General features: G+C 60.7%; 22 protein-coding genes. 19 read left to right on the top strand and 3 right to left on the bottom strand.

All coding sequences use genetic code 11. The features are described 5' to 3' along the window. Positions 1 to 144 precede the first annotated feature (144 nt). The 16 genes from pilG (at position 145) to madM (ending at position 18,640) form a co-directional block, all read left to right on the top strand. The gene (pilG, locus tag AC1DVF_RS01010) at positions 145 to 549 is read left to right on the top strand and encodes a twitching motility response regulator PilG (protein ID WP_007913673.1); all 405 of its coding nucleotides are present in this window, start codon (positions 145 to 147) and stop codon (positions 547 to 549) included. A 60-nt stretch (positions 550 to 609) separates the two neighbouring features. Continuing rightward, positions 610 to 975, top strand: coding sequence for a twitching motility response regulator PilH (gene pilH, locus AC1DVF_RS01005; RefSeq protein ID WP_026000666.1), 366 nt, complete (start codon positions 610 to 612; stop codon positions 973 to 975). Positions 976 to 985: 10 nt separating this feature from the next. Then, on the top strand, positions 986 to 1,525 hold the full coding sequence (locus AC1DVF_RS01000; RefSeq protein ID WP_186620027.1) for a chemotaxis protein CheW: 540 nt from the start codon (positions 986 to 988) through the stop codon (positions 1,523 to 1,525). A gap of 154 nt (positions 1,526 to 1,679) precedes the next feature. Then, positions 1,680 to 3,728: a methyl-accepting chemotaxis protein gene (locus AC1DVF_RS00995; RefSeq protein WP_093429842.1), complete on the top strand. Its 2,049-nt coding sequence runs from the start codon at positions 1,680 to 1,682 to the stop codon at positions 3,726 to 3,728. A gap of 11 nt (positions 3,729 to 3,739) precedes the next feature. Further along, the gene (locus AC1DVF_RS00990) at positions 3,740 to 9,637 is read left to right on the top strand and encodes a hybrid sensor histidine kinase/response regulator (protein WP_477781887.1); all 5,898 of its coding nucleotides are present in this window, start codon (positions 3,740 to 3,742) and stop codon (positions 9,635 to 9,637) included. Beyond that, positions 9,630 to 10,100: a chemotaxis protein CheW gene (locus AC1DVF_RS00985; protein WP_460089157.1), complete on the top strand. Its 471-nt coding sequence runs from the start codon at positions 9,630 to 9,632 to the stop codon at positions 10,098 to 10,100. Before AC1DVF_RS00990 ends, AC1DVF_RS00985 begins: the two co-directional genes overlap by 8 nt. A gap of 651 nt (positions 10,101 to 10,751) precedes the next feature. Then, the gene (locus AC1DVF_RS00980) at positions 10,752 to 11,117 is read left to right on the top strand and encodes a DUF6124 family protein (protein ID WP_477781886.1); all 366 of its coding nucleotides are present in this window, start codon (positions 10,752 to 10,754) and stop codon (positions 11,115 to 11,117) included. Positions 11,118 to 11,413: 296 nt separating this feature from the next. Beyond that, complete coding sequence (gene mdcA, locus AC1DVF_RS00975) at positions 11,414 to 13,084, top strand: malonate decarboxylase subunit alpha (RefSeq protein WP_098966058.1); 1,671 nt, start codon at positions 11,414 to 11,416, stop codon at positions 13,082 to 13,084. Continuing rightward, positions 13,084 to 13,956 (top strand): triphosphoribosyl-dephospho-CoA synthase, encoded by an 873-nt coding sequence (locus AC1DVF_RS00970; protein WP_460089155.1) that lies wholly within the window; start codon positions 13,084 to 13,086, stop codon positions 13,954 to 13,956. The genes mdcA and AC1DVF_RS00970 overlap by 1 nt, the downstream gene beginning before the upstream one ends. Beyond that, positions 13,956 to 14,255: a malonate decarboxylase subunit delta gene (locus tag AC1DVF_RS00965; protein WP_007913697.1), complete on the top strand. Its 300-nt coding sequence runs from the start codon at positions 13,956 to 13,958 to the stop codon at positions 14,253 to 14,255. The genes AC1DVF_RS00970 and AC1DVF_RS00965 overlap by 1 nt, the downstream gene beginning before the upstream one ends. After that, positions 14,248 to 15,099 (top strand): biotin-independent malonate decarboxylase subunit beta, encoded by an 852-nt coding sequence (locus AC1DVF_RS00960; protein WP_320336202.1) that lies wholly within the window; start codon positions 14,248 to 14,250, stop codon positions 15,097 to 15,099. Before AC1DVF_RS00965 ends, AC1DVF_RS00960 begins: the two co-directional genes overlap by 8 nt. Beyond that, positions 15,096 to 15,881 (top strand): biotin-independent malonate decarboxylase subunit gamma, encoded by a 786-nt coding sequence (gene mdcE / locus AC1DVF_RS00955; RefSeq protein ID WP_099757410.1) that lies wholly within the window; start codon positions 15,096 to 15,098, stop codon positions 15,879 to 15,881. The genes AC1DVF_RS00960 and mdcE overlap by 4 nt, the downstream gene beginning before the upstream one ends. Then, entirely contained in the window at positions 15,875 to 16,495 is a 621-nt protein-coding gene (locus AC1DVF_RS00950) for a malonate decarboxylase holo-ACP synthase (RefSeq protein ID WP_016984758.1), read from the top strand. Before mdcE ends, AC1DVF_RS00950 begins: the two co-directional genes overlap by 7 nt. Further along, positions 16,492 to 17,412, top strand: coding sequence for a malonate decarboxylase subunit epsilon (gene mdcH / locus AC1DVF_RS00945; protein ID WP_477781885.1), 921 nt, complete (start codon positions 16,492 to 16,494; stop codon positions 17,410 to 17,412). Before AC1DVF_RS00950 ends, mdcH begins: the two co-directional genes overlap by 4 nt. Before the next feature lie 65 nt (positions 17,413 to 17,477). Then, positions 17,478 to 17,870 (top strand): malonate transporter subunit MadL, encoded by a 393-nt coding sequence (madL, locus tag AC1DVF_RS00940; protein WP_016984760.1) that lies wholly within the window; start codon positions 17,478 to 17,480, stop codon positions 17,868 to 17,870. A 5-nt stretch (positions 17,871 to 17,875) separates the two neighbouring features. Then, positions 17,876 to 18,640, top strand: a complete 765-nt coding sequence (gene madM, locus AC1DVF_RS00935; protein ID WP_038861195.1) for a malonate transporter subunit MadM — start codon at positions 17,876 to 17,878, stop codon at positions 18,638 to 18,640. Between the two features lie 213 nt (positions 18,641 to 18,853). On the opposite strand, the gene AC1DVF_RS00930 is transcribed toward madM, so the two are convergent. Further along, a complete protein-coding gene (locus AC1DVF_RS00930) occupies positions 18,854 to 19,774 on the bottom strand; it encodes a LysR family transcriptional regulator (protein ID WP_099757407.1) in 921 nt (306 codons plus the stop codon). Between the two features lie 142 nt (positions 19,775 to 19,916). Between AC1DVF_RS00930 and trhA the strand changes: the two genes are divergently transcribed. Continuing rightward, positions 19,917 to 20,534, top strand: coding sequence for a PAQR family membrane homeostasis protein TrhA (trhA, locus tag AC1DVF_RS00925; protein WP_007964065.1), 618 nt, complete (start codon positions 19,917 to 19,919; stop codon positions 20,532 to 20,534). A gap of 148 nt (positions 20,535 to 20,682) precedes the next feature. Here trhA and AC1DVF_RS00920 read toward each other — a convergent pair whose 3' ends face one another. Together AC1DVF_RS00920 and AC1DVF_RS00915 are read right to left on the bottom strand one after the other, a co-directional pair. Continuing rightward, a complete protein-coding gene (locus tag AC1DVF_RS00920) occupies positions 20,683 to 21,402 on the bottom strand; it encodes a 16S rRNA (uracil(1498)-N(3))-methyltransferase (protein ID WP_460089152.1) in 720 nt (239 codons plus the stop codon). Positions 21,403 to 21,547: 145 nt separating this feature from the next. Beyond that, positions 21,548 to 22,954, bottom strand: coding sequence for an adenosylmethionine--8-amino-7-oxononanoate transaminase (locus AC1DVF_RS00915; protein ID WP_320336205.1), 1,407 nt, complete (start codon positions 22,952 to 22,954; stop codon positions 21,548 to 21,550). A 223-nt stretch (positions 22,955 to 23,177) separates the two neighbouring features. On the opposite strand from AC1DVF_RS00915, the gene AC1DVF_RS00910 reads away from it, so the two are divergent. Next, positions 23,178 to 24,947: a flavin monoamine oxidase family protein gene (locus tag AC1DVF_RS00910; protein WP_460130359.1), complete on the top strand. Its 1,770-nt coding sequence runs from the start codon at positions 23,178 to 23,180 to the stop codon at positions 24,945 to 24,947. 611 nt (positions 24,948 to 25,558) lie between these two features. Then, positions 25,559 to 26,110, top strand: coding sequence for a cytochrome b (locus tag AC1DVF_RS00905; RefSeq protein WP_077574882.1), 552 nt, complete (start codon positions 25,559 to 25,561; stop codon positions 26,108 to 26,110). The last annotated feature ends 15 nt before the right edge of the window (positions 26,111 to 26,125 follow it).

Below are 26,125 nucleotides of genomic sequence, written 5' to 3'. Positions count from 1 at the left end.
GAAAAACCCGTCGATAGATTGCATCTGGAGACTGTGCTAAAAAGGCTGCCAAGCAGTGCTGGCCCTTGAACATCAAGGGTTTCCGGCCATCAGTCATCGCAAAACGGACAAATTGATTCGCAAAGGCGACGGTAGAGCCCTCTTATGGAACAGCAGTCCAGCGCCTTGAAGGTCATGGTGATCGACGACTCGAAAACGATTCGTCGCACCGCCGAAACATTGTTGAAGAATGTCGGTTGCGAAGTGATCACGGCGATCGACGGTTTCGATGCGTTGGCAAAGATCGCCGACAACCATCCCGGGATCATTTTTGTCGACATCATGATGCCGCGTCTGGATGGTTATCAGACCTGCGCTTTAATCAAGAACAACAGCGCGTTCAAGGCCACACCGGTGATCATGCTGTCATCGCGCGACGGGCTGTTCGACAAGGCCAAGGGGCGGATTGTCGGTTCTGATCAATTTTTGACCAAGCCTTTCAGCAAGGAAGAACTGCTCAACGCGATTCAGGCCCATGTTCCGGGCTTCGCCGCCGTTTTGCCGCAGTAAGACACGTACAGTGACGCTCGGCCAGCGGGCCGCGCGTCGACAAGAAAAATGGGGAAAACCATGGCACGCATCCTGATCGTTGATGATTCGCCGACTGAAATGTACAAACTCACCGGCATGCTCGAAAAGCACGGCCATGAAGTGCTGAAGGCCGAAAACGGCGCCGACGGCGTGGCCCTGGCCCGTCAGGAAAAACCTGACGCGGTATTGATGGACATCGTCATGCCCGGCCTCAATGGTTTTCAGGCAACCCGTCAGTTGACCAAAGACCCGGAAACCGGACATATCCCGGTGATCATCATCACCACCAAGGATCAGGAAACCGACAAGGTCTGGGGCACCCGTCAGGGCGCCAAGGATTACCTGACCAAACCGGTCGACGAAGACACCCTGATCAAGACCCTGAACAACGTGCTCAAAGGCTGATCGCGCAACCATGAGCGAATCGCTGACCGCGTTCGAACTGCTCTGGCAGATCGACCAGCGCTGCCGCTTGCTGGCGGCGGACCTGCCGTCGCAAGCGGCGCGCCAGGATCGCTGGAGCGGCATCGGCTTTCGCCTTGGCGAGCATTGGTATGTGGCGCCGATGGGCGAAGTCAGCGAAGTGCTGCATGAACCGCGATTCACCCAGTTGCCCGGGGTCAAACCATGGGTCAAAGGCGTGGCTAACCTGCGCGGGCGGCTGCTGCCGATCATGGATCTGTGCGGTTTCTTCGGGCATGAGCTGTCGCCGTTGCGTAAACAGAGACGGGTATTGGTGGTCGAGCATGGCGATGTGTTTGCCGGGCTGATGGTCGATGAAGTCATCGGCCTGCAGCACTTTGAGCAGAACAGTTTTGAACCGCTGTCGATCAGCAAACGCCAGGGCTCGAAGGCCGAGTTCGTCAAAGGCTATTTCCGCCGCGAGCAGAACTGGCGGGTGTTCAGTTTGTTTGCGCTGGCCAAATCCCCGGTGTTCATGAGTGTCGCGATATAACAGATTCAACACTGTCCCCTGTGGGAGCGAGCCTGCTCGCGAAGAGGGCGTGTCAGGCAAGATAAATATTGGCTGACCCAGCGCTTTCGCGAGCAAGCTCGCTCCCACAGGGATTGCAGCAGGCCTCAAAGGTGTGGGTTAAGGGCGAGGACCGATGACAAAAGCAAAAACAGGCAAGCCGGCGGAAGGCTCGCGCAGTCGCTCGCAGATCATCGTGCTGTTCATCGCACTGATCGTGTTCATCATGCTGCTGTTCGCCAACTTCGCTTACCTCAACACCCAGGCGAACTACGACAAACAGTACATCGGCCACGCCGGTGAGCTGCGCGTGCTCTCGCAACGCATCGCCAAGAACGCCACCGAAGCCGCCGCCGGCAAGGCTGCCGCGTTCAAATTGCTCAGCGACGCGCGCAACGATTTCGCCCAGCGCTGGGGTTACTTGAAGAAGGGTGACCCGGCCACCGGCCTGCCTCCCGCCCCGGCTACTGTGCGCCCGGAAATGCGCGCCGTGCAGCTCGACTGGGAACGCCTGCTGAAAAACACCGACGCGATTCTTTCCAGCGAACAGACCGTGCTGTCGCTGCATCAGGTCGCCGCAACCCTGGCCGAAACCGTGCCGCAGTTGCAGATCGAATACGAAAAAGTCGTCGAAATCCTCCTCCAGCGCGGTGCCCCAGCCGCGCAAGTGGCGATGGCCCAACGTCAATCGCTGCTCGCCGAACGCATCCTCGGCGCGGTCAATACGGTGCTCGCCGGCGACGAAAACTCGCAGCAAGCCGCCGACGCCTTTGGCCGTGACGCCACGCGTTTCGGCCAAGTGCTCAACGGCATGCTGCAAGGCAACCCGACGCTGAAAATCAGCCAGGTCGAAGATCGCGACGCCCGTGCTCGTTTGAGCGAAATCTCCGAGCTGTTCCAGTTTGTCTCCGGCTCCGTCGATGAAATCCTCGAAACCTCGCCGGAGCTGTTCAAGGTTCGTGAATCGGCGAGCAATATCTTCAGCCTCTCGCAAACCCTGCTCGACGAAGCCTCGCACTTGGCCACTCGCTTCGAGAACCTTGCCGGTGGGCGCAACACTGACACCATCGGCGGCTACGTCCTCGGTTTGCTGGCGCTGGCCTCGATCATCCTCATCGGCATGGTCATGGTCCGCGAAACCAATCGCCAGTTGCGTGAAACCGCCGAGAAGAACGAGCGCAACCAGAACGCGATCATGCGTCTGCTCGATGAAATCGAAGACCTCGCCGACGGCGACCTCACCGTGACCGCTTCGGTGACCGAAGACTTCACCGGCACCATCGCCGACTCGATCAACTACTCCGTCGACCAATTGCGCGATCTGGTCGCGACGATCAACCTCACCGCCGGCCAGGTTGCCGCCGCCGTGCAGGAAACCCAGGCCACCGCCATGCACCTGGCCCAGGCCTCGGAGCATCAGGCTCAGCAGATTTCCGAAGCCTCGACGGCGATCAGCGACATGGCCGAATCCATCGACCAGGTTTCGGCCAACGCCGCTGAGTCTTCAGCGGTAGCCGAGCGGTCCGTGGAGATCGCCAACAAGGGCAACGAGGTGGTGCACAACACCATCCACGGCATGGACAACATTCGCGAACAGATTCAGGACACCGCCAAACGCATCAAGCGTCTGGGCGAGTCGTCGCAGGAAATCGGCGACATCGTCAGCCTGATCGACGACATTGCCGACCAGACCAACATCCTCGCCCTCAATGCGGCGATTCAGGCGTCGATGGCTGGTGATGCCGGGCGCGGGTTTGCCGTGGTCGCCGATGAAGTGCAGCGACTGGCTGAACGCTCGTCCGCCGCGACCCGGCAGATCGAAACCCTGGTGCGGGCCATTCAGACCGACACCAACGAAGCGGTCATCTCGATGGAGCAAACCACCACCGAAGTGGTGCGCGGCGCACGACTGGCGCAGGATGCCGGTGTGGCCCTGGAAGAAATCGAAGGCGTGTCGAAGACCCTTGCGGCGCTGATTCAAAGCATCTCCAACGCAGCGCAGCAGCAGACGACTTCGGCCGGGCAGATCTCGCTGACGATGAACGTGATCCAGCAGATCACCTCGCAGACCTCGTCCGGCTCCACGGCCACCGCCGAGAGCATCGGCAACTTGACGAAAATGGCCAGTCAGCTACGACGTTCGGTGTCCGGCTTCACCTTGCCGGCGGCGACAGATAAAGCGTGAGTGGAGTGGTTATGGGTGATCGGCACGACTACGTGGCCCTCGAATGGGTCAAAGGTGAAATTGCCGAAACGCTGAAACAGGCGCATCAGGCGATAGAAGCCGTGCTCGATGATCCGCAGGCCTTTCCCGGACTGGAGGAGTGCCTGGATTACATCCATCAGGTCCACGGCAGTCTGCAGATGGTCGAGTTCTACGGCGCAGCCTTGCTCGCCGAGGAAATGGAGCATCTGGTCGAAGCCCTGCAGCACGAGCGCGTCAGCCATCGCGACGAAGCCCTGCACCTGTTGCTGCAAGCCCTTGGGCAATTGCCGATCTACCTCGACCGCGTGCAGAGCGCCCGGAGAGATTTGCCGTTGGTGGTGCTGCCGCTGATCAACGATCTGCGCAGCGCCCGTGGCGAAAGCCTGTTGTCTGAAACCAGCCTGTTCAGCCCGCAACTGCCCGAACTGGCACAGCTAAACGCAGAAGCGCTGGCACTGCTGGAGCCGGCAGAACTGCCGAACGTGCTGCGCAAATTGCGCCAGATGCTGCAAATGGCTTTGGTCGGTTTGCTGCGCGAGCAGGATGACCAGACCCACCTCGGTTATCTGGCCAAAGTATTCACTCGCCTCGAAGCGCTGAGCGGTGATTCGCCGCTGAGTCCGCTGTGGCAAGTCGCCTCGGCGCTGGTCGAGGGCATGCGCGCAGGCGTCATCGCCAACAGCCCGGCGCTGCGCAGCCTGTTCAAGGATGCCGACAAAGAGCTCAAGCGTCTGCTCGAGCAAGGTATGTCCGGCCTCAATCAGCCGCCTCCGGCTGAGCTACTGAAAAGCCTGTTGTTCTATATTGCCAAAGCCGAACATCCCACCGGGCAGATGCTGACCATGAAAGATCGCTACTCCCTGGACGACGCGTTGCCCGACAGCGCGATGGTCGACGAAGAACGCGCGCGCCTGGCCGGCCCCGATCGCGATGCGATGCGCTCGGTGTTGGCGGCGTTGTGTGAAGAACTGGTGCGGGTCAAGGAGCGCCTCGACCTGTTCGTGCGCAGCGACCGCCAGCACACCTCGGATCTGGAAAACCTGCTCGCACCCCTGCGGCAGATCGCCGACACCCTCGCGGTGCTCGGTTTCGGCCAGCCGCGCAAAGTGATCATTGATCAATTGGCCGTGGTGCTCAGCCTCGCTCAGGGCCAGCGCGAACCGAACGACGCGATCCTGATGGACGTTGCCGGCGCGCTGCTCTACGTCGAAGCGACGCTGGCCGGAATGGTCGGCACCGTCGAGCCGGAAAGCCCGGAAGACACGCGCCTGCCAACCACCGACCTGACGCAGATCCATCAGATCGTCATCAAGGAAGCGCGCATCTGCCTGCAACAAGCCAAGGACATGATCGTCGACTACATCGACGCCGATTGGGATCGCCAGCACCTGCAACCGTTGCCGGCGCTGCTGACTCAGGTGCGCGGGGCACTGGCGATGATTCCGTTGAACCGCGCGGCAAGTCTGGTCGAGGCGTGCAACGGGTTTATCCGCGAACATCTGTTGCTTGATCCGCACGAGCCGGGTTGGGAAGAGCTGGATCATCTGGCCGATGTCATCAGCAGCCTCGAGTATTACCTCGAACGTCTGAGCGACGACCCGCAGGCGCCGAGCGAGCAGTTGCTGGATGTCGCGCAGAAGTCCCTTGCGAGTCTGGGGTTCTTTCCAAATGAGCCGCATGTGCCCGTGCTCGACGACGTGCTCAGCCCCAGCGAAGCGCTGGTGATGCAGGACATGCAAGCGCTTGATGACCCGGAAACCGTGCAGTCGCTGGCCGATGTTCTGGCCAGCCCGGTTTCAGCGCTCAACCCGCCAGCGCTGATCACCCCCGGCAGCCTGATGCCGCCGCCGGCCGATGAAGAACCGGTCGACGATGAGCTGCGCGAAGTGTTCCTCGAAGAGACCGACGAGGTCCTCGAAGTCCTCCACGAATACCTGCCGCGCTGGATTGCCAATCCGCAGGACCGCGATGCGCTGACCGAACTGCGTCGCGCCTTCCACACGCTCAAGGGCAGCGGGCGCATGGTCCGCGCGCTGATTCTCGGTGAGCTGGCATGGTCGGTGGAAAACCTGCTCAACCGCGTGCTCGAACAAAGTGTCGAACCGGGCTCGGTGGTGCAGCAAGTGCTGAGCGACACCGTGCTGTTGCTGCCCGAGTTGATCAGCGAATTCGCCACTAGTAACCAGCGCCAGCGCGGCGATGTCGATCAACTCGCGGCCCGTGCTCACGCCTTGGCCAAAGGTGACGAGCCATTGGCCGCCGAAGACGTCGACGATGTCGCGGCGCTCGATCCGCTGTTGCTGGAAATCTTCCGCAAAGAAGCCGAGACCCACCTCGCCAGCCTCAACCGCTTTCTCGATCAGGCCGCCGAGCATGTGCCGCTGCAGGCCAGCGACGAACTGCAGCGCGCCTTGCACACGCTCAAGGGCAGCGCCTCGATGGCTGGCGTATTGCCGATTGCCGAACTCGCTGCGCCGCTCGATCAACTGGCCCGCGAGTTCAAGGCGCACCAGTTGCCGCTGGACCTCGACGAAGTGGAGTTGCTGCTGGAAGCCGAGGGTCTGTTCCGCGTCGGCCTGCGTCAACTCAGGCATGATCCGCTGGCGCCGATTGTCGGTGCACAGTCGCTGATCAAACGCTCGGAAACCCTGCTTGCCGAGCGTCTGGAATCGATCCTCGATGCGCCGCACACCGGCCTGCGGATCAAGCGTGATCCGCAACTGATCAACAACTTCCTCGCTCAGGGCATGGACATCCTGCTCGACGCTGAAAGCCTGTTGCAGCGCTGGCAACAACACCCCGGCGAGCGTCAGGAACTCAGCGCCTTGCTGGATGAGCTGACCACCCTTGGCGAAGGCGCGCATTTGGCGGATCTGCTGCCGGTGGATGTGCTGTGCGAAGCCTTGCTCGACCTGTATGGCGCGGTGGAAGAAAGCAGCCTGGCGGTCAGTGAACAGTTTTTCCGCGAAGCGCAGAACGCTCACGAAGCGCTGATCAACATGCTCGACGAACTGGCCGCCGGGCAGGAAGTCACGCCACAACCGGCGCGGATCCGGGCGTTGCATGATCTGCTCGATCAGAGCCTCGACCCATCGTCCATGGGCCTGATTCGCAGCGATGGCAGCCGCACCCTGAGCATCCGTGATCTGGGCAGCGCCACCGCTGAGTTGCAGCAAAAGGCAACGGCGCTTGAACACGATGACGAGATCGTCGAGATTTTCCTTGAAGAAGCGGTCGACATTCTCGATAGCTCGGGCCAAGCCTTGCAGCGCTGGTTGAGCGACCCGGACAACGCTGCACCGCTGTCCTCGCTGCAACGCGATCTGCACACCCTCAAGGGTGGCGCGCGGATGGCTGAAGTCGAGGCCATTGGCGATCTGGCTCAGGAGCTGGAAAGCTTTTACGAAGGCTTGGTGGATCGTCGCTACCACTACAGCGAAAGCCTGGGGCGCTTGCTGCTCAAGAGTCATGAGCGTTTGGCATTGTTGCTTGATCAACTGCAAAGCCATCAGCCGCTGATCCCGGCGCAGGATCTGATCGACACGATTCGTCAGGTACGTCAGGGCCACAGCGTCGCCGAAGCGCCGTCAGCAACAACCGAGCACGACAGCGCTGGCCACGATCCCGAACTGCTGGAAATCTTCCTCGAAGAAGGTTTCGACATCATCGAAAACTCCGGCGCCGCGCTGCTGCGCTGGCAAGCCGAGCCGGGCAATCGCCAGGAAGTGGAAACCCTGCTGCGCGATCTGCACACCCTCAAGGGTGGCGCGCGGATGGTCGAGATCGGGCCGATCGGCGACCTCGCCCATGAGCTGGAATACCTTTACGAAAGTCTTTCCAGCGGCGCTTTGCAGCCGTCGGCGGAGCTGTTTGCGCTGGTGCAGCGCGGCCATGATCGGCTGGCACAAATGCTCGATGGCGTGCGCGCCGGGCAACCGTGTCCACCGGCCGATCGGCTGATCAACGCGATCCAGAATTTCAGCCATCCGGTGACGATAGAAACGCCGCCAGTGCTACCCGCTCCGGTCAAGACCGACGCGGCGCCGCCGGCTGCTGACGCTGGCGCGGACATGGTCAAAGTCTCCGCCGAACTGCTCGATGAGCTGGTCAATCTGGCCGGGGAAACCTCGATCTTCCGTGGTCGCATCGAGCAGCAGGTCAACGACGCACAGATCGCCCTGAACGAGATGGAAACCACCATCGAACGCATGCGCGATCAGTTGCGTCGTCTCGATACCGAAACCCAGGGGCGGATTCTCAGCCGCCAGCAAGTCGATGCCGAACGTCTCGGCTACGAAGAATTCGATCCGCTGGAAATGGACCGCCATTCGCAGTTGCAGCAACTGTCTCGCGCGCTGTTCGAATCGGCCTCCGACTTGCTCGACCTCAAGGAAACCCTCGACCGCCGCAACCACGACGCCGAGAACCTGTTGCAGCAACAGGGGCGGATCAATACCGAATTGCAGGAAGGCCTGATGCGCACGCGCATGGTGCCGTTCGAGCGCATGTTGCCGCGTTTGAAACGCATCGTCCGCCAGGTCGCTGAAGAGCTGAACAAAGACGTCGCGTTTGTCGTCGGCAACGCCGAAGGCGAGATGGATCGCAACGTACTCGAACGCATGGCCGCGCCGTTGGAACACATGCTGCGCAATGCCGTCGATCATGGTCTGGAGTCCGCCGAGGTGCGGCTGGCGGCAGGCAAACCGGCGCAGGGCACGGTAAGCCTGGACCTGTCCCGCGAGGGCGGCGACATCGTTTTCGACATTCGCGACGACGGTGCCGGCGTGCCACTGGAAGCGGTGCGGCGCAAGGCGATCAAGCGTGGCATGCTCGCGCCGGAGGCCGAAATCAGCGACCGCGACGTGTTGCAGTTCATCCTCCAGCCGGGGTTTTCCACGGCGGAAAAGATCACGCAGATTTCCGGACGCGGCGTCGGCATGGACGTGGTGCATGAAGAAGTGCGGCAACTCGGCGGCAGCATGAGCATCGACTCGGTGCCGGGGCAGGGCGTGCATTTCCGTATTCGTTTGCCATTCACCGTGTCGGTCAACCGCGCATTGATGGTGCAGTGTGGCGAGGATCAATATGCGATTCCGCTGAACACCATCGAAGGCATCGTCCGTGTGCTGCCGAATGATCTGGAAGGGCACTTCCGCCAGGATCCACCGCGCTACCACTACGGCGGCCAGACCTATGAACTGTGCTACCTCGGCGAACTGCTGAAAACCGCGCCACGGCCAAAACTGCTCGGCCAGAACCTGCCGTTGCCGGTGCTGCTGGTGCACTACAACGACCGGCGCATCGCGGTGCTGGTCGATACCATGGCCGGCACCCGCGAGATCGTGGTCAAGAGCCTTGGCGCGCAATTCGCGGCGGTGCAGGGCGTGTCCGGCGCGACGATTCTTGGCGATGGTCGAGTGGTGCTGATTCTCGATCTGCTTGCTCCGATCCGCGCGATGCAAGCACGGGTTGTGCAGCCGCCAACGCTGCCGGAGATCGACAGCGAACCGCACAAACCACTGCTGGTTATGGTGGTCGACGACTCGGTCACCGTACGCAAGGTCACCAGCCGCTTGCTCGAGCGCCATGGCATGAACGTGCTGACCGCCAAGGACGGTGTCGACGCCATGCTACTGCTGGAAGAACACATGCCCGACCTGATGCTGCTCGACATCGAAATGCCGCGCATGGACGGCTTCGAAGTCGCCACCCAGGTACGCAACGACGAACGCCTGAAACACCTGCCGATCATCATGATCACCTCACGCACCGGCCAGAAACACCGCGACCGTGCCATGGCGATTGGCGTCAACGACTACCTCGGCAAGCCGTATCAAGAGTCGGTGCTGCTTGAAAGCATTGCCCAATGGAGCAAGAAACATGCATGAGCGCCGGCATAATCAGCGCAGCAGCCAACTCACCGGGTTGCTGCTGCCGTTGGCGGATCGCAATTTGATCCTGCCTAACGTCGCTGTCGCAGAGCTGATCGATTACCAGGCCAGCGCCTTCGATCTGGATACGCCGCCGTGGTATCTCGGCAAGGTTACGTGGCGTGAGCGGCAGATTCCGTTGCTGAGTTTTGAATCGGCGTGCGGGCAGAAAATCGTCATTGGCGAGCGCGCGCGGATCGTGATTTTGAATGCGCTGGGCGGGTTGCCGGAGTTGAAATTCATTGCGCTGCTGGTGCAGGGGATTCCGCGGTCGTACAAGCTTGATAGCCAGTTGAGTTATGTCGATGTGCCGTTGTGTGCGCTGGAGCAGGCGGCGGTGCAGGTCGGGGAGCAGGTGGCAAAGGTGCCGGATTTGTTGGGGCTGGAGAAGTTGTTGGTAGATGCTGGGCTAGCCCACTGATCGTTCCCACGCTCCGCGTGGGAATGCAGCCCGGGACGCTCCGCGTCCCAAAAAGCCGAACGCAGAGCGTCCGTTGAGGCATTCCCACGCAGAGCGTGGGAACGATCATCCGCGGGGTGATCCAGAACTTGCGCTGCTTCGGCTGGCCTCTTCGCGAGCAAGCTCGCTCCCACAGTGGGTTTCTGTCGTACACAGAATCTGCGTTCTCTGGAGATCTCCTGTGGGAGCGAGCTTGCTCGCGAAAGCGTCAGTCGCTACACCTCAATCCGACAGGAAAATCCTCAATCTTTGTGCGCAATAAACACCCTTTAGCGCAGCTGTTTAAAGACACTCTGTGTTACGCCTCCCTAACCTACAAATCCTTGCGCCGCTGCCTACGCATGCACCAGAATCCGCCGGCTTGTGCGCCTTGGGCATGCTGCGTAACTTGATTCCGTCACTGATTTCCAGTGATCGGGTTTAGCAGCCCGTGGTTAATCTAAGGGTGCACATGCATCATCGTCAGGCTCAGCGCCTGCATTCGATGGCGGCTGTGCGCAGGGCGCTTCGGCGCGCCGGCTTCCTTAGGTTCCCCGGTCTGCTAACCTGCGTTCAGCTGCCACCCCTTCTTTTAGCAGAGAAGCGGTTCCAGCTTTATTTCGGAACCTGAAGATGATTAAACCAACGCCTAACCCCCCGCTCGCAGACCCGGCATCCCCCTACGAATCCTCCGATTCGAAGAAATTCCACGAAGCCGCCGAGCGCGCCCTCGATCATTACCTTGGCCCGACCAACGCCGACCTGATGGCCACGCCCTACACCCCGAACACGCTGTACATGGCCAACCCGAATGCCGACACCGAATCCCTGCTGGCCGACGCCAGTGAAACCCTCGGGTCGGCCACGGTGATGCTCAACAATCATGCGGCAATGGTGGAAGGTACGCACCGCAAGACTGTGCAGGGTATTGCGCAGGTGGTGATGGTGGCGGAGATGGCGGTCAATCGTTTGTTGGATAGGTTGGTGCCGACGGAGTAGCGAAAAAGCTGACCCTCACCCCAGCCCTCTCCCGGAGGGAGAGGGGGCCGACCGTGGGATGCTCACAAGTTACGCCGACCTGAAAGTACCGCTGTGAATCCATAATCGACTCGGTGAGGCAGGTCGATGTAAGGCGCCATACACCTCGGTCAGTCCCCTCTCCCCCCGGGAGAGGGCTAGGGTGAGGGCGCTCTTGACCATTACGCTCAGCGTAACGATTCACCACCGCGCTTGATTGATGCCCCCACCCCACACGCCTACCTTAGCTCCACGACAGCGAACCCCGTGGAGTGAGCATGACAACAACAATTTCCCCCGACTCGCGCTGGACGCGGCGGCGCGATGAGAAGCAGCGCCGGCTCGACAAGGTGCGCGGGCTGGCCGACGGTGTGGTGTTGCCCACCGACAAGATCGTCGCCGCGCTCGAAGCGCTGATCCACCCCGGTGACCGTGTGGTGCTGGAGGGTAACAACCAGAAGCAGGCGGATTTCCTTTCGCGCTCGCTGGCCAAAGCCGACCCGGAAAAGCTCCACGACCTGCACATGATCATGCCCAGCGTCGGCCGCTCCGAGCACCTCGACCTGTTCGAACGCGGCATCGCCCGCAAGCTTGATTTCTCCTTCGCCGGAACCCAGAGCCTGCGCATCAGCCAGTTGCTGGAAGACGGCCTGCTGGAAATCGGCGCGATTCACACCTACATCGAACTCTACGCCCGGCTGGTGGTGGACCTGATCCCCAACGTCGTGCTCTCGGCCGGGTTCATGGCCGACCGCGCCGGCAACATCTACACCGGCCCGAGCACCGAAGACACTCCGGCACTGATCGAACCGGCCGCCTTCAGCGACGGCATCGTCATCGTCCAGGTCAACCAATTGGTCGACGACGTCAGCGAACTGCCGCGCGTCGACATCCCCGCCTCATGGGTCGACTTCGTGGTGGTGGCCGACAAGCCGTTCTACATCGAACCGCTGTTCACCCGCGACCCACGCCATATCAAGCCTGTGCACGTGCTGATGGCGATGATGGCGATCCGTGGCATCTACGAAAAACACAACGTGCAGTCGCTCAACCACGGCATCGGTTTCAACACCGCCGCCATCGAGCTGATCCTGCCGACCTACGGTGAATCCCTCGGCCTCAAAGGCAAGATCTGTCGCAACTGGACGCTCAACCCGCACCCAACTTTGATCCCGGCAATCGAGAGCGGTTGGGTCGAAAGCGTGCATTGCTTCGGCACCGAACTGGGTATGGAAAACTACATCGCCGCGCGCCCGGATGTGTTCTTCACCGGTCGCGACGGCTCGCTGCGTTCCAACCGGATGTTCTGCCAGCTCGCCGGGCAATACGCGGTGGATCTGTTTATCGGCGCGACGTTGCAGGTTGATGGCGACGGCCACTCCTCGACCGTGACCCGTGGTCGCCTCGCCGGTTTCGGTGGTGCGCCGAACATGGGCCACGACCCGCGCGGTCGGCGTCACGGCACCCCGGCGTGGCTCGATATGCGTCATGACGATGCGCAGCAACCGATGCTCGAACGCGGCAAGAAACTCGTGGTGCAAATGGTCGAGACGTTCCAGGAGGGCGGCAAACCGACCTTCGTTGAAACCCTCGACGCCGTGGAAGTGGCGAAGAAAAGCGGCATGCCGCTGGCGCCGATCATGATCTACGGCGACGACGTCACCCACCTGCTCACCGAAGAAGGCATCGCCTACCTGTACAAGGCGCGCTCGCTGGAAGAGCGTCAGGCGATGATCGCAGCGGTCGCCGGCGTCACCGCGATCGGCCTGCGCCACAACCCGAAAGACACCGAACGCATGCGCCGCGAAGGCCTGATCGCCTTGCCCGAAGACCTCGGCATCCGTCGCACCGACGCCACCCGCGAACTGCTCGCGGCAAAAAGCGTGGCCGATCTGGTCGAGTGGTCCGGCGGCCTGTACAACCCGCCCGCCAAATTCAGGAGCTGGTAATGCACGCATTTAACCTGCAAGCGAAACCGCTGTCCCTGGCTGATCGATTGGCCGACCTGGCGGTGGACGCGCTGATCGACGAAGCCGATCTGTCGCCGAAACCGGCACTGGTCGACCGTCGCGGCAATGGCGCGCACACCGATCTGCACCTGGGCCTGATGCACGCTTCGGCGCTGTCGTTGTGGCCGGCGTTCAAGGAGATGGCTGAAGCGGCGGTTGCAATCGGTGAAGTCGATTCAGCGTTGCGCGAAGCGATTGGCCGCATCGGCCGTGAAGGTGAGCAAGCGATGCTCACCACCACCAACGGCGTGAACACGCATCGTGGGGCGATCTGGGCCTTGGGATTATTGGTGACCGCCGCTGCGCTGGAACCACAATCTTCCAGCGCCAATGCCGTGACCTTGCGCGCCGCACGCCTGGCCTTGTTGGACGATCGCCACGCACCAAAACCCTTGAGCCACGGCGCGCAAGTCGCCCTGCGTTACGGCGCTCGCGGCGCTCGTGAGGAAGCGCAACTCGGCTTCCCTTCGGTGCTGCAACGCGGTCTGCCGCAACTCAAACTCAGCCGCGCCAATGGCCACGGCGAACAGAACGCCCGGCTCGACGCCTTGCTCGCAATCATGACTGACCTCGCCGACACCTGCGTGCTCTACCGCGCCGGCGAAGAGGGTCTGCACGCCATGCAGTCCGGCGCGCAAGCGGTGCTCGACGCCGGTGGCAGCGCCAGCCTCAGCGGTCGCCGTCGCCTGCACGATCTCGATCAACAACTCATCGCATTGAATGCCTCGCCCGGTGGCGCCGCCGACTTGCTCGCCGCCACACTGCTGCTCGATCGCATCGAGCGCGACGGCATCCTTCAGGGAGCGTTTTGATGGAAACCCTATCGTTTGAATTCCCCGCCGGGCAGCCGCCACGCGGCCGTGCGCTGGTCGGTTGTGTCGGCTCGGGTGATCTGGAAGTGCTGATCGAACCGGGTCTGGCCGGCAAACTGACAATCAATGTGCAGACCTCGGTGAACGGCGCGCAACTGCGTTGGCAGCACCTGTTTGCGCGGATGTTCGACGGCACCACGCCGCCGGCGATGGCCATCGATATCCACGATTTCGGCGCGACGCCGGGGGTGGTGCGTTTGCGTCTGGAACAAGGTTTCGAGGAGATCGGCCATGACTGACAGCGCAGCGTTGCTCAACAAACACAGCTTCGTCGAGCTCGGCGCGCGGCAACGGGCGAAAGCCTTGCTCGATGCCGGCAGTTTTCGCGAATTGCTCGACCCGTTTCAACGGCTGATGTCGCCGTGGCTCGAACGCCAGGGCGTGGTGCCGCAGGCCGATGACGGCGTGGTGATCGCCAAGGGCAGCCTCGACGGTTTGCCGGTGGTCATCGCGGCGATTGAAGGCGCGTTTCAAGGCGGCAGCCTTGGCGAAGTCGGCGGGGCGAAGATTGCTGGCGCGCTGGAACTGGCGGCTGAAGACAACCGCAAAGGCATTCCGACTCGTGCGGTATTGCTGCTGGAAACCGGTGGCGTGCGCTTGCAGGAGGCCAATCTCGGGTTGGCGGCGATTGCCGATATTCATGCGGCGATTGTCGATTTGCAGCAGTACCAACCGGTGGTCGGTGTGGTCGCGGGCAGCGTCGGGTGTTTCGGCGGCATGTCGATTGCGGCGGCGCTGTGCAGCTATCTATTGGTGACTCAGGAAGCGCGCCTTGGTTTGAACGGCCCGCAGGTCATCGAACAGGAAGCGGGCATCGAAGAATACGACTCCCGCGACCGACCCTTCATTTGGAGCCTGACCGGTGGCGAGCAGCGTTTCGACACTGGTCTGGTGGATCGTTATGTCGCCGATGATGTGGCGAAGATTCGTCAGCAGGTCGGCGAATTGCTGCAGCAAGGTTTGCCAAAGCAACCACGCAGCCAACGCGCCGAATGGTTTCTGCAACGCCTGAGCAGTCTGAACACTGACCCGCAAATCGAACCGTCGGTGGTTCGCGATCTGTATCAAGGAGAGCGCTCATGAGCGGTTATTCACTGCGCGGTTTGAACTGGTTCGACGCCTTGAGCGCCGGGGCGAAAGCCGTTGAGGGTTTGCCGCCATCGCTGCGGGTTGCCGATGGTGAACTTGGGCGTTTTATCGCCGTGGTCGCTGACCCGGACAATCGCTTTCCGCGTGCTCGCAATGGCGAAGTCGGCTTGCTTGAAGGCTGGGGTCTGGCCAAGGCTGTGGATGACGCGATCACTGCTGATCGTGACAAAGCGCAGAAACGCCCGATCATCGCCATCGTCGATGTGCCGAGCCAGGCTTATGGTCGGCGCGAAGAAGCACTCGGCATTCATCAGGCGCTGGCCGGTGCGGCGGACAGTTATGCCCGTGCGCGGTTGGCCGGGCATCCGGTGATTGCATTACTGGTCGGTAAGGCAATGTCCGGGGCGTTTCTCGCTCATGGTTATCAGGCCAACCGTTTGATTGCGCTGCGCGATCCGGGCGTGATGGTGCATGCGATGGGCAAGGCGTCGGCGGCGCGGGTGACGTTGCGCAGTGTTGAAGAGCTCGAAGCGCTGGCCGCCAGTGTGCCACCGATGGCTTATGACATCGACAGCTACGCCAGCCTCGGATTGCTCTGGGAAACCCTGTCGGTGCAGCAGATTGAGCAGCCGACGGCGGAGGATCTATCGAGAGTTAACGAGTGCCTGAAGCAAGCCATCGGCGATGTCGTCAGCACTGATCTGAGCAATCGCCTCGGCGCGAAGAATCGTGCGGCCTCCAGCAAGGTTCGCGAACTGCTGAGGGCGCAGTGGTGAGCACGCCTCTGGCCCACGATCTGCTCTGGGGCATGACCCCGGCGCAGTTGCCGGCGGATGCGCCGCTGTGGGCCGTCGAGTCATTAGCCGCCGGGCAACCGGTGGTAGTGCGACGGGCGTTGAGTGCTGAGGGTTTTGTCGCGGTCGGCGTGCGCGGTGTGTTGCGCGAGCAGCGCTGGGCGGCATTTATGGCCGTCGATTCGATTGCCTGTCGGGTCAGTCCAGAGGCGCTGTGTCACGTCGACAGTGAGCGCAATCTGCCAGTCATGCACGCGCTCCAACAGCTGCGGCCGATGCTCGACGATTGCGGTTGGGTCTGGGGTGTCAGCGGCAGTGTCGGGTTTGAATTGGCCAGCGGTTTTACCGCGATGCACGCGGCCAGTGATCTCGATTTGATTCTGCGTACACCGCAACTGATCACGCGTAATCAGGCACGCAAACTTGTCGCGGTTTTTGATCAGGCTGTGTGCCGGGTGGATATGCAATTGCAGACGCCGTTTGGTGCTGTGGCTTTGCGTGAATGGGCTAGCGGTTCGGCGCGGGTGCTGCTGAAAAATGCTCATCAGGCTTGCCTGGTGATTGATCCGTGGAATCCGCAGGAGCAGGCAGCGTGAGCAGTCTGCTGGTGTTCCCCGGTCAGGGCGCGCAGCAGGCGGGCATGTTTCAGCGCTTGCCTCGGGAAACCTTGGTCGAAGCCAGTGATGTACTTGGCGAAGATGTTTTGCTGCTCGATTCTGCTCAAGCATTGCGCACGACGAGGGCGGTTCAGCTGTGCCTGCTGATCGCCGGCGTCGCGGCTTCACGACAGTTATTGCAGGACGGACTCACGGCGGATTACGTCGCCGGCTTGTCCATCGGCGCTTACCCGGCAGCGGTGGTCGCTGGAGCGTTGAGCTTCAGCGATGCGCTGCATCTGGTCAGCCTGCGCGGTGAGTTGATGCAACAGGCTTATCCACAGGGCTACGGCATGACCGCGATCATCGGCCTGCAATTATCCACAGTCGAAACACTGCTCGCACAGGTGCACAGCGAAGATTCGCCGGTGCACCTGGCCAACATCAATGCCGATAACCAGGTGGTGATCGCCGGTAGTGACGAGGCCATGCAAGTGGTGGCTGAACTGGCGCGCAGTCGTGGCGCTGGTCTGGCGAAACGCCTGGCGGTGAGTGTGCCGTCGCACTGTCCGCTGCTGGAGGCACCTGCACAAACCCTCGCCGAGGCCTTCGCCAAAGTTGAACTGAAAACTCCGAAAATCGCTTACCTGAGCGGCAGCCGCGCGCGTCCTGTGACCAAAATCGAAGCGCTGCGCGACGACCTCGCCTTCAACATGTGCCGCGTGGTGGATTGGCGCGGCACCGTACAAAGCGCCTACGAGCGTGGCGTACGTTTACAGATCGAACTGCCGCCCGGTGCGGTGCTGACCGGACTGRCGCGCCGGGTGTTCGAGCAGGGCACGGTCACGGCCTTCGACAGTGCGCGTCTCGACACCTTGCAGGCGCTGTTGCGTGAGGAGGGTGGCCGCCAACTCTAAAACCGCCGACTCAAGCTTCGAACAACAAAAACAACATTCGACGATGCACTTTGAGGACTACAACAATGATTATTTACGGTGTGGCGTTTCTCGCCTTTTGTACGCTGGTGGGTATCTGGGTCGGTGAACTGCTCGGCAAGCTGATCGGCGTGCCGGCCAACGTCGGCGGTGTCGGCATTGCGATGCTGCTGTTGATTGGCCTGGGCAGTTATCTGAACAAAAGCGGCTGGCTCAAGGGCAAGACCGAGCAGGGCGTCGAGTTCTGGAGCGCTATCTACATTCCGATCGTGGTCGCCATGGCCGCGCAGCAAAACGTCTATGGCGCGCTCAAGGGCGGGCCTATGGCGATTCTTGCCGGCACCCTCGCTGTGGTGATCGCTTTTGCCCTGGTGCCCGTGCTGACGCGCATGGGCAACAAGGAGCAGACCCCGATCGCTCCAGCCAAGACTGCGGGGTAAGCGCCATGTACGAATCAATGATGAAAGTGATCACCGGTTACGGTTTGATCAGCGGTTTCCTGATTGTCGGGCTGACCATGTGGGTGTCCTACTGGATGTCCAACACCTTCACCAAGGGCCGTTTGCACGGCTCGGCCATCGCCATTCTGCTCGGGCTGGTGCTGTCGTATGTCGGCGGCGCACTGACCGGTGGGCAGAAGGGCGTGGTGGATATTCCGTTGCTGTCGGGCATCGGCTTGCTCGGTGGGGCGATGCTGCGCGATTTCGCGATTGTGGCCACGGCGTTTGGCGTGAGTGTCGATGAACTCAAGCGTGCCGGGTTCGTCGGAGTGCTGGCGCTGTTTGTCGGGGTGGGGACTTCGTTTGTCGCCGGGGTCGGTGTGGCGATGGCGTTCGGTTATACCGATGCCGTGAGCCTGACCACTATTGGTGCCGGCGCGGTGACTTACATTGTCGGCCCGGTGACCGGCGCGGCGATTGGTGCCAGTTCCGAGGTGATGGCGTTGTCGATTGCAGCGGGGTTGATCAAGGCGATTCTGGTGATGGTGATGACGCCGTTCGTGGCGCCGATGATTGGCCTGAACAATCCACGCAGCGCGGTGATTTTTGGCGGGCTGATGGGCACGTCCAGCGGTGTGGCCGGCGGGTTGGCGGCGACGGATCCGAAGCTGGTGCCTTACGGGTGTCTGACGGCGGCGTTTTATACGGCGCTTGGGTGTTTGCTTGGGCCTTCGCTGTTGTTTCTGGCGATGCGCGGGTTGATGGGATAACAGCTAAGAGCTGCCCTCACCCTAGCCCTCCCGAAACGTCGGACCGCCCGTAGGGAGAGGGGACTGACCGAGTTGTTTTGGCGTTATACATCGATCTGAAATTCTTATGTCGAACTCAGGTTCCGAAACCCATGAAGATCTGCTCCCTTTCCCCCTCGCCCCCTTGGGGGAGAGGGCTGGGGTGAGGGGGTAGCTCTTGATCTTGATTTTGCTCTAAATCCCAGCCTGTCGATTGGCATACATCCGACACTCCGCCAGCAACGCCAGCAAATTCGGATCCCGCTCCTTGGCCTTCAAAAACACCACGCCAATGTGCTGCTGCAACCGGTACTTCTCCTGCAACGGAATCAACTTCACCCGATTCTCATACACCGCCGCAATCCTTCCCGGCAGCAATGCATAACCCACTCCCGAACTGACCATGCTCAACAGCGTGAAGATGTCATTCACCTGCATCGCCACTTTCGGCTCGAACCCCGCCTGCTTGAATACCCGGTTACCGTCCTGATGCGTGGCAAAACCCTGGGTCAAGGTGATAAAAGTTTCATCCCGGACTTCCGCCAGATCCACTTCACTGCGCTGGGCAAACTTTGAATCCGCCGGTGTGGCGAGGAAGATGTCGTCAGAAAACAGCGCGATCTGCTCGCAATCCGGGTCGTTGATGCTGTCATCCAGCGACACCAGAATCGCGTCGACTTCCATGTTCTTCAGCTTGTAGAGCAGGTCGATGTTCGAGCCGAGGATCAGGTCGATATTGAGTTCGCTGCGGCGGATTTTCAGGCCCATGATCAGTTGCGGTACGGTTTTCACGGTCAGCGAATACAGCGAGCCGAGTTTGAAGCGTTCGGCGGAGAACCCGGCGGCTTCGCGGGTCAAGCGTACGCTTTCGACGACGTCGTTGATCAGCTTCTGCGCCCGTTCTTCGAGCACATAAGCGCTTTCCAGCGGCGTCAGGTTGCGCCCTTCGTGTTTGAACAGCGGGCAGCGCAGGGCGCTTTCCAGCGAGTGGATCGCGCGGTGCACGCTGACGTTGCTGGTCTGTAACTCGGCAGCGGCGCGCGCGAGGTTGCCGGTACGCATGAAAGCGAGGAACACCTCGAGTTTTTTCAGGGTCAATTCTTCGTCGATCAGCATGGCGCGGACTCTTTTTGGAATGCTTCGATTGTGCCCAATTACCGTGGCGTGCGCAGGTCCGCGTTGAACAGAAACATTGCGCTTTTACGCTTAAGGCCCGAGCCTTGCGCGCTGCGGTAACGAATATTGAGGTGAGCGATACATGTATCACGGAGAAAAACTCAACGCCTGGACGCATTTGGTCGGGGCAGTGGCAGCGTTTATCGGCGGCGTCTGGATGCTGGTGATCGCCAGCCTCGACGGCAGTCCGTGGAAAATTGTCAGTGTGGCGATCTACGCGTTTACCTTGCTGGTTCTCTATAGCGCCTCGACCGTGTACCACAGCGTGCGCGGGCGCAAGAAAGCGATCATGAAGAAGGTTGATCACTTTTCGATCTATTTGCTGATTGCCGGTAGCTACACGCCATTCTGTCTGGTCACCCTGCGTGGGCCGTGGGGCTGGACGTTGTTCGGGATTGTCTGGGGGCTGGCGCTGATCGGCATTCTGCAAGAAATCAAACCGCGTTCGGAGGCGCGGATTCTATCGATCGTGATTTATGCGGTGATGGGCTGGATTGTGTTGGTGGCGGTGAAGCCTTTGATTGCGGCGCTGGGTACGGCCGGGTTTGCCTGGCTGGCATCGGGCGGGGTTTTGTACACGGTGGGGATTATCTTTTTTGCCCTTGATCACCGGTTGCGGCATGCGCACGGGATCTGGCATTTGTTCGTGATTGCCGGGAGTTTGCTGCACTTTGTGGCGATTCTGTTTTATGTCCTGTAGCCCGGCTGACTGATCGTTCCCACGCTCTGCGTGGTAACGCCTCCTGTGACGCTCTGCGTCACGCCGTTTGGGACGCGGAGCGTCCCGGGCTGCATTCCCACGCAGAGCGTGGGAACGATCAATCAGGGGGACGTATTCCAATTTTGGATTAGAAATCACCCCAAAGCTGTTGAGCCACCGCCAGTGCAACCACTGGCGCCGTCTCGGTACGCAATACGCGCGGTCCAAGGCGGGCGGCGTGGAAACCGTTGCCCTTGGCCTGCTCGACTTCGGCATCTGTCAAACCGCCTTCCGGCCCGATCAGGAACGCCAGCGTCGCCGGTTTGGCATGACTCACCAACGGCTCCGCCACCGGGTGCAGCACCAGTTTCAACTCGGCTTCGGCCTGCTTGATCCAGTCCGCCAACAACACCGGCGGATGAATCACCGGCACCCGCGAGCGTCCACATTGCTCACACGCGCTGATCGCCACCTGACGCCAATGCAGCAGGCGTTTGTCGGCGCGTTCGTCCTTGAGGCGGACTTCACAGCGATCACTGAAGATTGGGGTGATTTCATTCACGCCCAGTTCGGTGGCTTTCTGAATCGCCCAGTCCATTCGCTCGCCACGGGACAGGCCCTGGCCGAGGTGAATGTGCAGCGGCGATTCGACCTGGCCGGCGAATTGCTCATCGATCTGCACGGTCACGCGCTTCTTGCCGACTTCCAGCAGGGCGCCGCGAAATTCATGGCCGGAACCGTCGAACAACTGCACCGCATCGCCCTCGGCCATGCGCAGTACGCGGCTGATGTAATGCGCCTGGGCTTCCGGCAATTCGTGTTCGCCGGTGCTCAGCGGGGCGTCGATAAAGAAGCGGGACAGTCTCATTTCGGGTCTCTGGAAAGATGTGAATCAGGTGGATCGGTGTCGACTTCATTCGCGAGCAAGCTCGCTCCCACATTTGGAATGCATTCCCCTGTGGGAGCGAGCTTGCTCGCGAAAGCGGCAGTTCAGGCGCCACAAATTTTTTGAATCAGCCTGGATCGCGGAACCCCGGGTGGAAGTCTTTTGGCACGGCGACGCTGACGCTGTCACGCGTCGCTATATCGATGCCTTCGCTGGCCACTTCGGCGAGGAAGTCGATCTGCTCCGGGGTGATCACGTACGGCGGCAGGAAATACACCACGCTACCGAGCGGGCGCAGCAACGCGCCACGTTCCAGTGCATGCTGGAACACTTTCAAACCGCGACGTTCCTGCCAAGGGTAGGCCTCTTTCGTGGCTTTATCCTTGACCATCTCGATGGCCAGGACCATGCCGGTCTGGCGTACTTCGGAGACGTTCGGGTGATCGACCAGATGCGCCGTCGCCGACGCCATGCGCTGAGCCAGCGCCTTGTTGTTCTCGATGACGTTGTCCTGCTCGAAGATATCCAGCGTTGCCAGTGCCGCCGCGCACGCCAGCGGGTTGCCGGTGTAGCTGTGCGAGTGGAGGAAGGCGCGCAGGGTTGGATAGTCGTCGTAGAACGCGCTGTAGACCTCATCGGTGGTCAGGCACGCCGCCAGCGGCAGATAGCCGCCGGTCAGCGCCTTCGACAAGCAGAGAAAGTCCGGGCGAATGCCGGCCTGTTCACAGGCAAACATGGTTCCGGTGCGACCAAAGCCGACGGCGATTTCGTCGAGAATCAGGTGCACGCCGTAGCGGTCGCAGGCCTCGCGCAGCAACGTCAGATACACCGGGTGATACATGCGCATGCCGCCGGCGCCCTGAATCAGCGGCTCGACGATCACTGCCGCGACGCTGTCATGATTTTCTGCCAAGGTCTGTTCCATGGCGGCGAACATATTGCGCGAATGGTCTTCCCAGCTCATGCCTTCGGGGCGTCCGTAGCAATCCGGGCTCGGCACCTTGATGGTGTCCATCAACAGCGCTTTGTAGGTTTCGGTGAACAGCGGCACGTCACCGACTGCCATCGCTGCCATGGTTTCACCGTGGTAGCTGTTGGTCAGGGTGACGAAGCGCTTCTTGTTCGGTTGGCCGCGATTGAGCCAGTAATGAAAGCTCATCTTCAGCGCGACTTCGATGCAGGACGAACCGTTATCGGCATAGAACACCCGGTTCAGGCCTTCCGGGGTCATCTTCACCAGACGCTCGGACAGCTCGATCACCGGTTGATGGCTGAAACCGGCCAAAATCACGTGTTCCAGCTGATCGACCTGATCCTTGATGCGCTGGTTGATGCGCGGGTTGGCGTGGCCGAACACGTTGACCCACCACGAGCTGACGGCGTCGAGGTAGCGCTTGCCTTCGAAGTCTTCGAGCCAGACGCCTTCGCCGCGCTTGATCGGGATCAGCGGCAGCTGTTCGTGGTCTTTCATCTGGGTACAGGGATGCCACAACACCGCGAGGTCGCGTTGCATCCACTGGTTATTCAGGCCCATTTACAGTCTCCTCGAGGCGGCTCGCGTCAGGCGCGGGCAAACAATCGCGCAAGCCTATGCAATGCGTCGCGCGGGGACAACCCATTGTGTCGATTGAGCTACTTTGTATGAGCCGATAGACGTCGCTGGCGGCGTTTTGATGGCTAACGTATTCTTCGCGGTTCTTTGGGTCGTCTGACCCGCAAAACTGCTTTTTCCTACGTGTATTTCCGGAGTTCGCTGAATGTCTGTCGGTTGGCTGCGCGCCTGTGCGCTGGTGATGTTGGGGCTGTTCAGCGTTACAGCGCTGGCCAAGGATAAAACTGCAATCGTGATCGGCGGCGGCCTGTCGGGCCTGACCGCCGCTTATGAGCTGCAAAACAAAGGCTGGCAGGTCACCCTGCTGGAAGCCAAACCGAGCCTGGGTGGTCGCTCGGGTATGGCCACCAGCGAGTGGATCGGCAACGACAAGACCCAGCCAGTGCTGAACAAGTACGTTTCGACGTTCAAGCTGAGCACCACGCCAGCCCCTGAATTCGTGCGTACACCGGGTTATCTGATCGATGGCGAGTATTTCTCCGCTGCCGATCTGGCGACCAAACAGCCGGCCACCGCCGATGCCTTGAAGCGCTACCAGAAAACCCTCGATGATCTGGCGCGTTCGATCGACGACCCGCAAAACCCGGCGGCAACCAGCACCCTGCACGCACTGGACCAGATCACCGTGTCGAGCTGGCTCGACAAGCAGAACCTGCCAGCCACCGCACGTCAGTTGATCAACCAGGACATCCGCACCCACTACGACGAGCCTTCGCGTCTGTCGCTGCTGTATTTCGCTCAGCAGAACCGCGTGTATCGCGGCATCTCCGACCGTGACCTGCGCGCTTCGCGTCTGGTCGGCGGCAGCCAAGTGCTGGCGCAGGCGTTCGTCAAACAGATCAAAACCATCAAGACCAACTCGCCGGTGTCCGCGATCACTCAGGACAAGGACGGCGTGACCGTCAAGGTCGGCAGTGTTGGCTATCAGGCTGACTACGTCGTGTTGGCCGTGCCGCTGCGTGCACTGAACAAGATTGCCCTGACGCCGGCGCTGGATGCCCAGCATCTGGCCGCGATCAAAGGCACTAACTACGGCTGGCGCGACCAGATCATGCTGAAGTTCAAGACGCCGGTGTGGGAAAGCAAGGCGCGCATGTCCGGCGAGATCTACAGCAACACCGGTCTCGGCATGCTTTGGATCGAACCTGCCCTGAAGGGCGGCGCCAACGTGGTGATCAACCTGTCCGGCGACAACGCTCGTGTGATGCAGGCGTTTGGCGACAAGCAAATGGTCGATCAGGTGCTGATTCGTCTGCACGCGTTTTATCCACAGGCTCGTGGCTCGTTCACCGGTTATGAAATCCGTCGCTACAGCACCGACCCGTCGATGGGCGGCGCCTACCTGGCTTACGGCCCGGGGCAGATCAGCAAGTTCTGGCGTCTGTGGGAACGTCCGCTGCAACGCGTGACGTTCGCCGGCGAACACACCGACACCTTGTACCCGGGCACCCTGGAAGGCGCGCTGCGCACCGGTCAGCGGGCGGCGAGTCAGGTTGAAGATCTGGCGGCAGGCAAATCGTTCGAGCCAGCCAAAGTAGTGCCGGCTGCAGCAGCGGCAGGCGCGGCGGGTGCCGTGGCGGCGAAGAAGGGCAACTTCTTCACTAATCTGTTCGGCGGTTCGGATGACGAGAAGAAGCCAGAGCCTGTGAAGGCGCCAGAGCCGGCTCCAGCTCCGGTCGCTCCAGCGCCTGCGCCGACTCCGGCACCTGCGCCAGCTCCGGTGGAAGCGCCAAAGCCTGCGGCACCAGTGAAAGCTGCACCGGCGAAGAAAGCGGCGGCCAAGCCAGCGGTGAAGAAGCCAGCGGCTAAAACCGAGGCGAAAAAGCCTGCGGCGAAACCGGCAGCGCAGAAGGCTGAGCCGGCGAAGAAGCCAGCGGCCAAGCCGGCAGCCACTACTGAGACCAAGGCGCAGTAAGCCTTTGCTTCAATAAAAAACGCGGCCTTCGGGTCGCGTTTTTTTTCCTGCATTTTTGTCCTTCGCCATCCGGTCACGGAGCTTACTTGTGTACCGGAGCCTTCCCACAAAATACTCAGAGTGAGGTGATAGCGGGTGCCCCGGCGCCAATTCTATGCTGGGAAAAATAGGAGGCACTTGATGAAAACGTTCACGCTCATGCTTTTGCTGATTGCACTTCCAGGTTGCTCCAACGGGCGTTTCTTACCTGGCGGTTATAGTTCAGAACTCGCGCATAAATGCCAGATAGATCCCTACAGCGCCGATTGCCTGCAACCACCGGCGGTACTTCATAACTAATCAGCCATGAATAAAGAACCGGTTACTTGAATAACTCTGTCCCGTTCGGCAGTTTCCCTTGGCCACCTTTGCTTGCGCTTGTGCAGGCGCCCGAGGGTTCAGCAACGATCATTTGTCCAGACGTCCCACGCCAAAATCGCCTTTAATCTTTCCTTAACACGCCACTTTCAGACTCTTGATCGTATTTCTCGATATTTCAAAGCAAAATTTTCCGCTTTAATTCGATAGATAACTCGCTAGTCTTGGTTCGCAGTTCTCACAGGATTTGGGCAATGCAGCTACGTAACTCTTCTTCGCGCTATGGTTGGGTCAGCATCTTCATGCACTGGGGCGTGGCGCTGGTGGTCTTCGGGCTGTTTGCGCTGGGCCTGTGGATGGTCGGGCTGGATTACTACAGCAGCTGGCGCAAAGAGGCGCCGGATCTGCACAAAAGCATCGGACTGGTGCTGCTGGGTGTGATGGTGTTGCGGGTGCTGTGGCGCTTTATCAGCCCGCCGCCGCCGACGCTGCAAAGCTACAGCCGGATGACCCGTATCGGCGCCAAGTTCGGCCATGGGTTTCTGTATCTGGCGCTGTTCGCTGTGATGCTTGCCGGTTACCTGATTTCCACCGCAGACGGTGTCGGGATTCCGGTGTTTGGCCTGTTTGAAGTTCCTGCACTGGTTTCCGGGCTACCGGATCAGGCAGATACCGCTGGGGTGATTCATCTCTGGCTCGCGTGGGCACTGGTAATTTTTTCCGGCCTCCATGCGTTGGCAGCATTGAAGCACCACTTTATCGATCGTGATGCGACCCTGACGCGAATGCTCGGTCGCAAAGCCTGAAATTCAACCTCGACT

This window comes from Pseudomonas sp. P4_D7 (assembly GCF_056401755.1).
The sequence above is the reverse complement of the archived record's forward strand: the minus strand, read 5'-3'. Positions and strand labels throughout refer to the sequence as shown.

Coding starts and splice junctions, on each gene's coding strand:
- pilG (WP_007913673.1), top strand. CDS start 145: ATGGAACAGCAGTCCAGCGCCTTGAAGGTCATGGTGATCGACGACTCG.
- pilH (WP_026000666.1), top strand. CDS start 610: ATGGCACGCATCCTGATCGTTGATGATTCGCCGACTGAAATGTACAAA.
- AC1DVF_RS01000 (WP_186620027.1), top strand. CDS start 986: ATGAGCGAATCGCTGACCGCGTTCGAACTGCTCTGGCAGATCGACCAG.
- AC1DVF_RS00995 (WP_093429842.1), top strand. CDS start 1,680: ATGACAAAAGCAAAAACAGGCAAGCCGGCGGAAGGCTCGCGCAGTCGC.
- AC1DVF_RS00990 (WP_477781887.1), top strand. CDS start 3,740: ATGGGTGATCGGCACGACTACGTGGCCCTCGAATGGGTCAAAGGTGAA.
- AC1DVF_RS00985 (WP_460089157.1), top strand. CDS start 9,630: ATGCATGAGCGCCGGCATAATCAGCGCAGCAGCCAACTCACCGGGTTG.
- AC1DVF_RS00980 (WP_477781886.1), top strand. CDS start 10,752: ATGATTAAACCAACGCCTAACCCCCCGCTCGCAGACCCGGCATCCCCC.
- mdcA (WP_098966058.1), top strand. CDS start 11,414: ATGACAACAACAATTTCCCCCGACTCGCGCTGGACGCGGCGGCGCGAT.
- AC1DVF_RS00970 (WP_460089155.1), top strand. CDS start 13,084: ATGCACGCATTTAACCTGCAAGCGAAACCGCTGTCCCTGGCTGATCGA.
- AC1DVF_RS00965 (WP_007913697.1), top strand. CDS start 13,956: ATGGAAACCCTATCGTTTGAATTCCCCGCCGGGCAGCCGCCACGCGGC.
- AC1DVF_RS00960 (WP_320336202.1), top strand. CDS start 14,248: ATGACTGACAGCGCAGCGTTGCTCAACAAACACAGCTTCGTCGAGCTC.
- mdcE (WP_099757410.1), top strand. CDS start 15,096: ATGAGCGGTTATTCACTGCGCGGTTTGAACTGGTTCGACGCCTTGAGC.
- madL (WP_016984760.1), top strand. CDS start 17,478: ATGATTATTTACGGTGTGGCGTTTCTCGCCTTTTGTACGCTGGTGGGT.
- madM (WP_038861195.1), top strand. CDS start 17,876: ATGTACGAATCAATGATGAAAGTGATCACCGGTTACGGTTTGATCAGC.
- AC1DVF_RS00930 (WP_099757407.1), bottom strand. CDS start 19,774: ATGCTGATCGACGAAGAATTGACCCTGAAAAAACTCGAGGTGTTCCTC.
- trhA (WP_007964065.1), top strand. CDS start 19,917: ATGTATCACGGAGAAAAACTCAACGCCTGGACGCATTTGGTCGGGGCA.
- AC1DVF_RS00920 (WP_460089152.1), bottom strand. CDS start 21,402: ATGAGACTGTCCCGCTTCTTTATCGACGCCCCGCTGAGCACCGGCGAA.
- AC1DVF_RS00915 (WP_320336205.1), bottom strand. CDS start 22,954: ATGGGCCTGAATAACCAGTGGATGCAACGCGACCTCGCGGTGTTGTGG.
- AC1DVF_RS00910 (WP_460130359.1), top strand. CDS start 23,178: ATGTCTGTCGGTTGGCTGCGCGCCTGTGCGCTGGTGATGTTGGGGCTG.
- AC1DVF_RS00905 (WP_077574882.1), top strand. CDS start 25,559: ATGCAGCTACGTAACTCTTCTTCGCGCTATGGTTGGGTCAGCATCTTC.